We start from the raw sequence: 11,117 nt of genomic DNA, 5'->3' as shown, positions 1-11,117 counted from the left end.
CCCTCGTCCGCTCCGGCGCCCGCTTCGAAAACGGCCACCTCGTCGAGGACCTCGAAGCCGCCTGAAACTCAACTCACCCACAAGTCTTGACAATTACTCTGCCGAGTCCACGAACCGTGACAACTGCGCCGCATCCACGCCGTACCTCAAAGTGCGCGCACGGAGGACGGCGACGTTCGCCAGGCGGTGCAGCTGCGAAGAGGAGACCGTCTCCTCGCCGAAGGTCGCGGTCATCTCAGGTCCATCCGTCCGCTCATCAGGTCATTGATCATCTTTTGCTGCCGCTCTGTTATGTCCTGCCGTGCCTTGTGCCGCTCCGACTCGCGATAGTGGCCGACGAGGTCTTCCAGCCGTTCCTGATGCACCTGATGCCGTGCTGCCCACGTCGCCGGGTCGACATGGGCTCGCAGGATGTTCAGCTGGTCCAGAGCGGCGACCTGCAGCGGAAGCTGGTGCGGTAGCGCTCGGGCGTTCTCGCACCCTAGGCAGGCCAGGAACGATTCCGCGCAGGGCTCTCCCGGCTTGGCGGTCGGGCTGTCGCGGTGGTCGACACATCCCGTCAGCACTGTGTCCTGCTCGCCGGTGATCAGGCGTTGCAGGATCTGCGCTTCGAGGCCGGCCTCGCGGGCCGCCCCGTGAAGATCGGTAGCGGCCCGGTCGACCAGCGCGGCCGGCAGAACGGGGACGCTGCGTCGCTTTCGAGCCGTGGCCACCTGTGCCCGCAGCGCGTCGGCGACGACGGTGCGGGACTGGACGACGACAGCCTCACTGCGGGCCAGGTAGTGGTCGTTCATGGTGGACCGGGTGTGAGCGACCGGACGGCGCTTGCGTTCGATGCCGGTCTGCCGAAGCCGGCCAGCTTCCACCGGCTCGACCCCTTGCGCTGTCGGTTCCTTGGTGGGAAACCCATGCTGAGTCGACCAGCGGGCGATGTTCTTGGCATTGGCTCCGCGCGTCCAGCGTCCGTCTTTCGAGGCGCCCGTCGCACGAAAGCCGGCCAGAGCCAGGTCGTGACCGCCGTGGCGGCGCGCGAGCTGCGTCAGCTCCACCAGCAGCTGGTAGACCCTCAGCGGGGATCGAAAGAGCCTCGGCTCGGGATCGTCGTCTGCGAGGATCGCTGCCAGTTCTTCCGGCACGTCTTCCACCGGGGTCACCATGTGCTCGCGTTCCGGGCCCCGCCGAGGCTTGGATGCCTCGATCAACGCCACCCCTGGGACACCCTCCGCTGCGGCGTCCGGCCGGTGGTGCACCGCTGGCCAGGCAGCCACCGTGCCGAAGTTCTCTGCGGTCAATGCCGTCAGGAGCAAGCAGAACGCCGTGAGCTCCCGAGAGGTGAGGCACAAGTGACCGGCGATCTCGGCGATGCCGCTCACCTTCCGCGCCGATGACGCCACCCAGCCCCCTGGCGCGCGAGGAAGGTCCCCTGTGCGCTCGAAGATGTCCAGCAGGTTCGCCAGAGGGTGCTCCGGGTCCCCGACCGGGATCTGGCCGGCTCTAAAGCGCGCCAGGAGATTCTGTCCGGCTCGAACCCGCTCCCGAGCCACTCGAATGTCGTGCCGCAGCGCGGTCATGATCCGCTGCATGGACGCGTCGTCGTACGCGGCCACGTCGGCGATGCCGGTCACTTCAGGCAGCCGCTGCTCATAGAGCGCAGCCCGTACCTCGCCCGACAGCTGTTCGTCGTCGCGCCATAGCAGACGCAGCCGGTGGAGGATATCTCGCTGAGAGATGTTGCTGCGGCCTTCCGTGTGCGTCCACAAGGCCCGGACGTGATCTGCGGTGATGTCGCCCGGCCCGCGTACGGGGGGTGTCTGGGCGGCGAAGAACCGGGCCAGCCAGGTCAATGGCGCGTACAGGCCGGTAGCGCTGCCGAGCCGCGTCACGTGCGACCGGTTGGACGTCCGGGCGGCAAAGACAGAGGCGAACCAACGCTGCAATCCCACATCGATCACGACACGGCGGCCCTTGCGGTCACGGATATCGGCGAAGTCGAAGACCCTCGAACGTGTCCCCGACTGTTCGATGAAGCGCACTGCCGTGCCGCCCGATGCCTCCAGCATCCGCTCCGGTGGCTGCCACCCCGCCGGGGGCATAGCCGCCTGGCGTCCGCCCCGCCCGCCGGCACTCATACGGGACCGCCGGCAGCACTCTGGACTCCGGGGCGGACGACACCGGTCAGCGTCCGTCCACCCCGCTCGGCCACGGAACGGATCAACACCTCAACGCCCTTTGCCTCGTCTCCGTCCAGCAACTCCATGAGGTAGTCGACCTGGAGCGCGGTGAACGGCTCCAGGTACGTGTCCCGCGTCACCGACGGATCCGCGTGCCCCAGCAACAGCGAGAGCGCATACCAGACGCCGCCGAACATCTCCCGTACATCCAGGAGCTCTTGCTCGGTGAACCCCTCCAGATGGGGCTGCCATACCGCCGACAGCAGCGAATACCACTTCAGCGCGAAGGAGTGCCGGCACATGTGCGGTCGGCACCACAGCGGCACCAGACCCTCCCCGCCCGCCTCCGTCCACACACGCTGCACCCGCCCGTTGGCCGCCGTGAACGTGTCCTCCCAGCCCTCCACCTTCTTCGGCAGACCGTTCGGCGACAGCCACACCGCCAGCGGTTCCAGCCCCGAGACGGTCCGACGAAACAGCAGTCGCCTCTCATCAGGGCCCACGGCGTCGAGCGGCAGCGCCCCACCGCTCTCCAGATGCAGCACCCGGCTTCGGGCGTTGTAGCTACTGACCACCCGCACGTAGGCGAGACGCTCATAGCTGCCTCGCCGCTGGGCCCTGCGTATCGCTTCCGTCCGCGATCCCTCCAGTGGATCGACGTATCCTTCGACGGCGCGCAGCACCGCCCGCGGGATCCGGTACCAGCGGCCCTCCTTCGCCCCCTTCACACACGCGGCAGCCAGCCACGCCTTCGAAAGTCGCACGGCCGAGGAGCGCGGCAGCTCCACATCGAGGACACTGCCCCACTCCTGGAGGCGCAGCCCCGTACCGTACAAGCCGTCGACGAATGCCGCGTCGCGGTCCTCGTTCGGCCCGCGCCATCCAGGCCGCCGGCCACCGTCGAAGCCGTAGCCGCACAAACCGATGTCACGCCACTGCTCGAAGGGCGCGCGCAGCATCCACTTCACCTGCCGCCGACGCGAGCCCGCCGGCCGGATACCGTCCCGGCGACGGCCACCGGGCCCGAGACCGTGCCCCGACCGCACATCGGCGCCCGAGGCCGAAGCAACCCCCATCACCGGATTGTCCAGGCCGTACTTCCCGGCAGCCCAGGAGTAGAAGGTGTTCAGAGCCGCTCGGTCGGTATCGAAGCTGCCCGCCATGATCCTCTTGTCGTTGCGTACGTCCGTGAGCCGCCAGTCCTTGAACGCCTCCACGTCGCGGGCCGTAGCGTCACGCCAGGTTCTGCCGAACACCTGGAGGAAGTTCAGCCACACGACCAAGGTGTAGGCATAGCGTCGCCAGGTCCTCAGGCCACGCCCTGCCATCGGCGAGACCCGGAAGAACAGGTTCACGCCCGAATCGGTGGAACCCGAGGCGGTCACCAAGACTGGAGTGCCATGCTGAGCTCCGTTCCGCGCCGCCCGCTCATGGAGATCCCCGAAGCGCTCCAGCACGCCCTTGCCCAAGCGCGGCGCTGGCTTCAAAAAGTCGTAGAACTCGACACCCCAGCGGTCCAACATCGTTCTCCTAGGAGATCTATGAAGCAGATGGCCGACAACCCGGGAGAGCCTAGAGAAAGCTCCGCAACATCCTCGCCACCCCCGACGCAGCCGACGAAACGGACGACCGTGAGGTCTTCGTGGCGGTGATCGACCTCGAGCGCAGCGAGCCGGGGCCGGCCGTACGGGATCTGGTTCGCCTGTCCGACGCCTGGGCTGGCCGCGACGACCTCTTCGAGGCGTTTCTGGCCGGGTACGGCAGGTCCCTGACCGCCGCCGAACAGGCCCGCCTCCTCATCGACGCAGCGCTCGATGCCGTGAGCGGGATCGCCTACGGCGCCGCCCACGGAGACCCCGAGCTGGTCGAACGCGGCAGGCGGACCCTGGCCCGGTTGCGCGCCGAGCACTGTGCCGCCCTCTCACCGACAGGAGATGCCCAGTGAACGCCGACACGGCACCCACTGCCGCGGCCGAACCGCGCGACGCCGCCGGACGGCCGCCGGTCCGCGCGGCAACCCCCGCCGACGCCGAAGCCATCACCCGGATGCGCTCCGCATACGTCCTGTCCGCACCGTTCACCGAGGACTGGGTCCGGCAGTGCACGGACGAGCTGGCGCCACGGCTCACGCCGGAGGGAGACGCCCGGGCCTTCGTCGTCGACGCCCCGGACGGCACGATGGCCGCCTGCGCCCTCGGCCTGATCCACCCCGTGCTCCCGGCCCCGGCCTACCCCCGGGGCCGGGCCGCCCGCGTACAGATCGTCGCCACCCAGCCCGAGTTCCGCCGCCGCGGTTACGCCCGGGCGGTCTTATCCGCACTCCTCGACCACCTCGCCGACGTCGAGGACGTCACCCTGTTCGAGCTGCACACCAGCCCGGAGGCTGCGCCCCTGTACCGGGAGCTCGGCTTCAGCGGCAGCCCGGCGCTGATGCGGATGACCCGCCACCGTCAACGTGCCGGTGCTGTGCACGGTGCGCAGCCGGACTCGACGTGGGTGCCGCCGCAGCAGTACGCCGACGCACTGCCCCGGGCGGCCGCGTACGTGTGCCTCTACGTCACCGACGATGACGACCGGCCCCTGCAGCTGCGCTCCGTCTACTCCCCCGGCCACCCCTGGCACATGATCGGTGGCGCGATGGATCTGGGCGAGCGGCCCTGGGACGCGGTGGTGCGCGAGTGCCGGGAAGAGACCGGCATGACCGCCGCGGGGCCGCCCCGGCTGCTGGCCACCGTGTTCGGGCTGCCCCGGGAGCAGCGTCCGTACAGCACTCTGCAGCTGATCTTCGACGGCGGTCGCCTGACCGATGAACAGATCCGGGGCATCACCCTCAATCCGCGCGAGCACGACGAGGCCCGCGTCCTGCCCTTGGCCGAGTGGGAGGCCTTGATGCCGGCCCGCGATTTCGTGCGGCTGCGCGCCGTGGAGGAGGCCCGCCGCACCGGCGTGGCCGCATACATCGACACCTGGGGGAACGCATGAGCGCCAGCAGCATCGTCTTGATGTCGGACCCGCGGGTCGCCGCGATCCCTGTCCAGGAGCGCGGCGAAGTCCTCCTCGACACCCGCGCACATGGCCTGAGGGTCGACGACCGCAAGCAGGACGCTGCGGGCGCCTGGGCCCACGTCCGTCAGGGCGTGCTCACGCGGCTCCAGCAGGCGCAATCGCTGCTCCCCGGCGGTGTGCAGTTGCTGTTCATCGAGGGCTACCGGCCCCCGTCCCTGCAGCGCCGGTACTTCGAGGAGTACTTTGACGAGCTCGCCCGCGCCCATCCGGACTGGCAGGCCGCCGAGCTCCGGGAGGCCGCCAGCCGCTTCGTCTCACCGCCGGAGATCGCGCCGCACTCCGCCGGCGCGGCCGTCGACGTGACGTTGATCGACCACCAGGGCCGCGAGCTGGACATGGGCACGCGCGTCAACGCCTCCCCCGAAGAGTCCGAAGGCGCCTGCTACACCGACGCCCCCAACCTGAGCGCCCGGGCTCGCACGAACCGGGCCACCCTGGGCGACGCGCTGTCCACCGCAGGCTTGATCAACTACGGGACCGAGTGGTGGCACTGGTCGTTCGGCGACCGGTACTGGGCCCTGCAGACCCAGCAGCCGGCCGCCCTCTACGGCCCCATCGAACTGCCCTGACACCGCACCACCACCCCGCCTTTCACGAACGAGGAGTGACCTGTGGGATTCACCCGCACTGACTGGTCCGAGCACTACACCGAAGGGCGAGGCTTCCGGCGGCTCGGCGACGAGGAGAAGCGCCTGCTCGTCGAGCATGCCCCGGCAGCCGAGGGCGGCCGCGCGCTCGACGTAGGGTGCGGGACGGGCGAAATGTCCGTCTACCTCACCTCGCTCGGCTACACCGTCGACGGAGCGGACTTCGCCGAGGGCGCGCTCGAGCGGGCCCGCACGGAGCACGCCGAGGTGGAGGGGGTGCGCTGGCTGAACCTGGATGTCGAGCGCGACGACCTGGCCGCCCTCGCCGAGGACGGCTACGACCTGATCGTGCTGCGGCTGTGCATCGCGTTCATCCGCGATCGCGCCCGTGTCCTTCGCGCTCTGGCCGCCCGGCTGCGCGAGGGCGGGACGCTCGTCATCATCACGCCGATCGTGGAGAACACGCCGGAAGAACGGCGCCACATCGCGCTGGACGAGAACGAACTCGCCGCGCTCACCGACGGGTTCGAGGACGTCGAGCAGTTCGACGCGGAGGGCCTGGCGGTGCTGGTCCTGCGCGGACCGGCCGGATTCAGCGCGGAGGAGAAGCTGCGGCCCGAGCCGCAGGCCGTCTTCGGTGCCGCAGTGGTGGTCACCGACACGTTCGGCCGGGTCCTGCTGGGCCGCTCCACCCGAGGCATGTGGGAGCTACCGGGCGGCCGCATCGAGACAGACGAGGCCGCACCAGCGGCCGCCGTGCGGGAGCTGAACGAGGAGACCGGGCTGACGGCGCGCGTGGACGACGCTCACGTCATCACCGTGCTGCACGACGACCGCCTGGATGTACGCCGCGTCACCGCCGTGGTCCGCATCTCCCGCTGGGACGGTGAACTCTCTCTGCCCGAGCCACACCACTTCGTACGCTGGGAGTTCCACGACCTGAACACCGTGGCGACCCTCGGGAAGATCTTCGCACCCAGTGCCCAGGCGCTGACCGCGGTATGGCCCGGGGTGCTGCCGGGGCTCCCGCCGCTCCACTCCTACGCGTGCTCCGCCGCCGTCCCTCCGGTGCCCGGGGAGCCGGCCGAGGCGGTCCGGTTGCGCGAGCGGATGGCGGACATCGTGATCAGCAAGGGCTGGGCGCCCTCGCCGCGGGTTCAGGCCGCATTGCGTGAGGTGCCTCGGCACCGGTTCGTCCCGGAGACCCGGCTGGAGACGGCCTACCACGACGACCTCGCCGTAGTGACGGTCCGCGAGTCACCCCAGACCGCGCTCAGCTCCGTCTCCGCGGCCTGGCTGCAGGCCGACATGATCGAGCAACTCCGGCTGGTGCCGGGGATGACCGTGCTGGAGGTCGGCTCCGGCGGATACAACGCGGAACTCCTGGCCCACGTCCTCGGGGAACGCGGGCGCGTGGTGACCGTGGACGTCGACCCGTACGTGGTGCACCGGACGCAGCGGCTGTGCGCGGAGGCGGGCAGCGGTCGGGTCACCGCCGTCCTCGGCGACGGCCGGCTTGGCGCGCCGAGCCACATCCCGGCCGGCGGTTTCGACGGGATCGTGATCACGCACAACGCGTCCGACATCGCACCAGCATGGCGAGAGCAGCTTGCCGAGGGGGCCCGGCTGGTCGTGCCGCTGGAGATGGGCGGCTACACCCGTTCCCTCACCCTGGTCCGGCGCGGCGACGTGCTGCACTGCGAGCACTGGACGTACTGCGGTTTCGTGCGGGACCGCGGTGCGGCCGCCCGGACCGCCCCCGCCGTGCGGCTGGCCGAAGGCAAGGTCATGGTGCGGTGGGAGGACGGGGCGCCCGGCGACACCGCCGGTCTCGACGAGGCTCTGCGCGGTCCCCGGCACGAGCGCTCCACGGGCCTGGTCGTCCGGGGGATCTTCAACTTCGAGACGTTGCAGGTCTATGCCGCGACGACCATGCCGGGGTTCTGCCGTCTGTCCGCGCCGAAGGGGTCCACGTTCGTGGAGCAGCAGGACGCGGCCGCGATCCTGGCGGACGGCTCGCTCGCCTACCTGACCTACCGGAAGGTCAAGGATGCCCCGGAGCCGGCCGACCGCATGACGGAGTTCTTCATCCACGCCTACGGCCCAGCAGCGGAAGAGGTGGCGGAGCGCTTCGCCGAGTGCGTGCGCGTCTGGGACCGCGAGGTGCGCGAGAGCGGCTATCCGCCGATGACCGTCCACCCGGCCGCAACGCCCGACGACCAGCTGCCGCCCGGCGATGTGCTCGACAAGCCCAGCGCACGGCTTGTCCTCCAGTGGCCGGGCCGGACCCCCGCCGGCGCACTGAGCCTCTCGGCCGCAGGGGGACAGCGTGCCTGACTACGACGAGTTGATCCCCGAGAAGGCGGCGTCCTCCACGATGCCGTCCCTGCTCGGCGTGTTCGCCCATCCCGACGACGAGAGCCTCCTCGCCGGCGGTGTCCTCGCCCAGCACGCCGCCGCGCACGCGCGCACCGCCGTCGTCACCATGACGTGGGCGCCCGACAGTCCACGGGCTTCCGAACTCGCCGACGCCTTGCGGGCGCTCGGCGCGGGCGCCCCTCGCATGCTCGGATACGGCGATGCCCGCAACGAAAGGGCGGCCCCCGGCCGTCCCCGGCTCGTCGACGCGCCACTCGACGAGGTGGTCGCCGCCCTGGTCCAGCAGATCCGCTCGTTCCGCCCCGACATCGTGGTCACGCACGACGCCCTGGGCCAGCTGACCGGTCACCCGGACCACCGCCGCACCCACCAGGCCGCTCTCCTCGCCGCTCAGGACGCGGGGCTCCCGCACCTTCACCCCGCGGCCGGCAAGCCCTGGCAACCGCGCGCCGTGTACTGCGCCACGCACCCCGAGTCCGGTGTCGGCGAACTCGGACCGCTGCTGGAGTCCGTCGGCAAAGCCGCGCTCGCGGTGCCGGACGCCTACGCCACCACCACCGTCGACGTCTCCCCCTGGCTGGAGCAGAAGTGGCGCGCGATCCTCGCGCACCGCGGTGAGGTCGCACGCGAGCGGCCACTGCCCGGCATCCTCGCCCGCCTTCCCGAAGCCGACCGCACCCAGATCATCCAAACCGAGTACTTCACTCGCCTCACCCCCGGCCCCACAAAGGGCGACTCCGCCGCGCTATCCATCTGACACCGCAGCCCCGTGCCGACCACCCTTCACCGCCCACGAGCAAGCACTCACCGATCGGAGAGAGATGACGACGACTTCTGCACCCGACGAACGCCCCAGTGTGGCCAGGACATTGCGGCTGGCAGTCGCACAGAGCACGGTGCCGGAAGACCCCACTGATCGAGGAGCACTGCGGGCGGCCGGGCAGGAGATCCGGGCCCTGATGGTTGAGGCCGCCGAGGCTGGTGCGCGGTTGGTGCAGTTCCCCGAGGGGGCAGTCACCTATCCGAGCAAGCACGTGATGGCGGCGGGCCCGGCGGGCGAGCTGGTGCCGGCTGATTGGAGCCGTGCCGCGTGGGATGTCCTGCGCGAGGAAGCGGAGTCGATCACCGTCCTGGCGGGAAGGCTTGGCCTGTGGACGGTGTTCGGATCAATCCACCCGCTCACACCGCCGAACCGACCGCACAACAGCCTCTACGTCGTCTCCGACCGCGGCCAGCTGGTCGCACGGTACGACAAGCGGTTCCTGTCGCACACCGAGGTGTCCTACTTGTACTCCCCTGGACACCAGCCGCTCGTCGTCGAGGTGGACGGGATTCGGTTCGGCTTCGCGCTGTGTATCGAGGCCAACTTCCCGGAGGTGTTTGCCGAGTACGAGCGCTTGGACGTCAACTGCGTCCTGCTGTCGGTGATGGTCGACGACGCGCCCCGTGCCCGTGTCGCCCAGGCGTACGGGACGCTCTACAACTACTGGGTCGGCTACTCCGTCCCGTCCCAGTTCAGCGCCACGGTGCCGTCCGGGATCGTGGCGCCCGGCGGTCGGTGGCTGGCGCAGTGCCCCGTCGATGGGCAGCCTGCTCTGGCGGTCGCGGACATCGACCTCGACTCGGCCGCCCCGGACATCGACGTGGCTCTTCGGCACGCCCGGCCCTGGCGCCGCCGGGCGCAGGAAGGGCTGTACGAGGACCGGCTGGTAGACGGGGACCCGCGCAGCGACATCCGCACGGCTTTCTGAGAACGCCCGCGCCTGACCCGCCAGAGCTTCTTGGTCGCGAGTATGTCGCGCCCGCCCACGGTCGGCCCCGCCTCCTTCTACTCGTACGACCAGGGTCGGCCAGTGGCCTCGGCCGTCCCGCGGTACTCCTCGACGGGGACCGGTCTCACGCCGGGCCGCATCCGGTCCATCAGCAGAAGTCCGTCGAGGTGATCAATTTCGTGCGCGATGAGCCGCGCCTCGCCCCTCTCGTAGACGGCCTTCTCGGTACTGCCCACTGCTGTCATCGTTTCCACCGTGATCCACAGGGGTCGGGGAACCTGTGCCCGTACGTCGAAGAACGACAGGCACCCTTCGAACCTCTCGTCCATGTCCTCGGAGGAATCGGTGATGCGGGGGTTGAGCAGCACGATGGGGGCGGATCCAGGAGGCTGGACGACGGCTGCCGACCGGCCGATGCCGATCTGCGGGGCAGCCAGACCCAGGCCCTTGCCAGAGAAGTCGTGCGCGCGGCGGATGCGCTCCATGACGTGAAGGAGCTGACCGACGACGTCGTCGATGGTTTCTCGCTCGTCGGGGAGTGTGAAGGGGTGGGCAGGGTCGCGCAGGACGGGCGCGCCGTACTGAACGATGCCGAGGTCGCGCATCTGCTGGCTGGGGCGCATCGGACCATCTCCCCCTTGGTGAACGGTCCCCCCGGGCGGGTCATTTCATACCGCGCTCTACGAAGTCAGCCAACCGGATCAGCCTGGCCTCGTCACTCCAGACCTCGCCGCCGCCGGCGACCAGCGGGTTGCTCGTACGCCATTCCGACACGACGTCGAGTACAGCTCGCTCCAGACGCAAGGCGTCCGGGTAGTTCGCGGTGGTGAAGGTGTCCACGATCGTGGTGCCCGCCGACTCGTGGGTCACCAGCCGGCGGTTGCTGCCCATCGTGGTGACGCCCACCTTGTAGAGGCCAAGGCCGTGGTAGTGGGCGATGTAGACACGGTGGGGAGCGTTATCGTCCCGAAGGCCGCAGCAGCGCGGGCACGACTCGTTATCGAGCATGTCGTCATGCCGCTCCAGCGCGCCGTCGACGACACCCTTCAAGTGGAAGGGATACGAGTTCAGGTAGCTGGCGAGCTTCTCTACGCCACCGGGCTGGTCGGGCCAGTCCAGCGCGTCCAGCGCTTCCATCAACA

Annotated in this window: 11 protein-coding genes; 6 read left to right on the top strand and 5 right to left on the bottom strand. The window is 69.8% G+C overall.

What is annotated here, in order from left to right:
• Positions 1–93: 93 nt before the first annotated feature.
• The 3 genes from IO29_RS38660 to IO29_RS26075 form a co-directional block, all read right to left on the bottom strand.
• Positions 94–234 carry a hypothetical protein gene (locus IO29_RS38660; RefSeq protein WP_158709374.1) on the bottom strand — a complete coding sequence of 47 codons (141 nt, stop codon included), beginning with the start codon at positions 232–234 and terminating at the stop codon, positions 94–96.
• Entirely contained in the window at positions 231–2,060 is a 1,830-nt protein-coding gene (locus IO29_RS26080) for a hypothetical protein (protein ID WP_051707901.1), read from the bottom strand. The genes IO29_RS38660 and IO29_RS26080 overlap by 4 nt, the downstream gene beginning before the upstream one ends.
• Positions 2,061–2,125: 65 nt before the next feature.
• Positions 2,126–3,694 carry a site-specific integrase gene (locus IO29_RS26075; RefSeq protein ID WP_030381913.1) on the bottom strand — a complete coding sequence of 523 codons (1,569 nt, stop codon included), beginning with the start codon at positions 3,692–3,694 and terminating at the stop codon, positions 2,126–2,128.
• A 125-nt stretch (positions 3,695–3,819) separates the two neighbouring features.
• On the opposite strand from IO29_RS26075, the gene IO29_RS26070 reads away from it, so the two are divergent.
• From IO29_RS26070 to IO29_RS26045, 6 genes are all read left to right on the top strand, one after another.
• The gene (locus tag IO29_RS26070) at positions 3,820–4,116 is read left to right on the top strand and encodes a hypothetical protein (protein WP_234307628.1); all 297 of its coding nucleotides are present in this window, start codon (positions 3,820–3,822) and stop codon (positions 4,114–4,116) included.
• Complete coding sequence (locus IO29_RS37035) at positions 4,113–5,153, top strand: bifunctional GNAT family N-acetyltransferase/NUDIX hydrolase (RefSeq protein WP_030381911.1); 1,041 nt, start codon at positions 4,113–4,115, stop codon at positions 5,151–5,153. Before IO29_RS26070 ends, IO29_RS37035 begins: the two co-directional genes overlap by 4 nt.
• Before the next feature lie 20 nt (positions 5,154–5,173).
• Positions 5,174–5,806 carry a M15 family metallopeptidase gene (locus IO29_RS26060; protein ID WP_234307627.1) on the top strand — a complete coding sequence of 211 codons (633 nt, stop codon included), beginning with the start codon at positions 5,174–5,176 and terminating at the stop codon, positions 5,804–5,806.
• Positions 5,807–5,848: 42 nt separating this feature from the next.
• A complete protein-coding gene (gene fxlM / locus IO29_RS26055; RefSeq protein WP_030381909.1) occupies positions 5,849–8,161 on the top strand; it encodes a methyltransferase, FxLD system in 2,313 nt (770 codons plus the stop codon).
• Positions 8,162–8,201: 40 nt separating this feature from the next.
• The gene (locus tag IO29_RS26050) at positions 8,202–8,960 is read left to right on the top strand and encodes a PIG-L deacetylase family protein (RefSeq protein ID WP_030381908.1); all 759 of its coding nucleotides are present in this window, start codon (positions 8,202–8,204) and stop codon (positions 8,958–8,960) included.
• A 64-nt stretch (positions 8,961–9,024) separates the two neighbouring features.
• Positions 9,025–9,954: a carbon-nitrogen hydrolase family protein gene (locus tag IO29_RS26045; RefSeq protein ID WP_078618447.1), complete on the top strand. Its 930-nt coding sequence runs from the start codon at positions 9,025–9,027 to the stop codon at positions 9,952–9,954.
• A 77-nt stretch (positions 9,955–10,031) separates the two neighbouring features.
• Here the strand turns inward: IO29_RS26045 and IO29_RS26040 are convergent, their stop codons facing one another.
• Both IO29_RS26040 and IO29_RS26035 read right to left on the bottom strand, forming a co-directional pair.
• Positions 10,032–10,598 (bottom strand): peptide deformylase, encoded by a 567-nt coding sequence (locus tag IO29_RS26040; RefSeq protein ID WP_030381906.1) that lies wholly within the window; start codon positions 10,596–10,598, stop codon positions 10,032–10,034.
• Positions 10,599–10,638: 40 nt separating this feature from the next.
• Positions 10,639–11,112, bottom strand: a complete 474-nt coding sequence (locus IO29_RS26035; protein ID WP_030381905.1) for a GIY-YIG nuclease family protein — start codon at positions 11,110–11,112, stop codon at positions 10,639–10,641.
• Between the last annotated feature and the right edge of the window lie 5 nt (positions 11,113–11,117).

It is taken from the genome of Streptomyces sp. NRRL F-6676, from assembly GCF_000725625.1.
Taxonomy (GTDB): Bacteria; Actinomycetota; Actinomycetes; order Streptomycetales; family Streptomycetaceae; genus Streptomyces.
Note: the sequence above shows the minus strand (reverse complement) of the source record. Positions and strands in the feature narration are given on the sequence as shown.

Excerpts from the sequence above, each read along its gene's own strand:
- IO29_RS26060 (WP_234307627.1), top strand. The coding sequence starts at position 5,174 with ATGTCGGACCCGCGGGTCGCCGCGATCCCTGTCCAGGAGCGCGGCGAA.
- IO29_RS26075 (WP_030381913.1), bottom strand. The coding sequence starts at position 3,694 with ATGTTGGACCGCTGGGGTGTCGAGTTCTACGACTTTTTGAAGCCAGCG.
- IO29_RS26045 (WP_078618447.1), top strand. The coding sequence starts at position 9,025 with ATGACGACGACTTCTGCACCCGACGAACGCCCCAGTGTGGCCAGGACA.
- IO29_RS26035 (WP_030381905.1), bottom strand. The coding sequence starts at position 11,112 with ATGGAAGCGCTGGACGCGCTGGACTGGCCCGACCAGCCCGGTGGCGTA.
- IO29_RS26040 (WP_030381906.1), bottom strand. The coding sequence starts at position 10,598 with ATGCGCCCCAGCCAGCAGATGCGCGACCTCGGCATCGTTCAGTACGGC.
- IO29_RS38660 (WP_158709374.1), bottom strand. The coding sequence starts at position 234 with ATGACCGCGACCTTCGGCGAGGAGACGGTCTCCTCTTCGCAGCTGCAC.
- IO29_RS26050 (WP_030381908.1), top strand. The coding sequence starts at position 8,202 with ATGCCGTCCCTGCTCGGCGTGTTCGCCCATCCCGACGACGAGAGCCTC.
- IO29_RS26080 (WP_051707901.1), bottom strand. The coding sequence starts at position 2,060 with ATGCTGGAGGCATCGGGCGGCACGGCAGTGCGCTTCATCGAACAGTCG.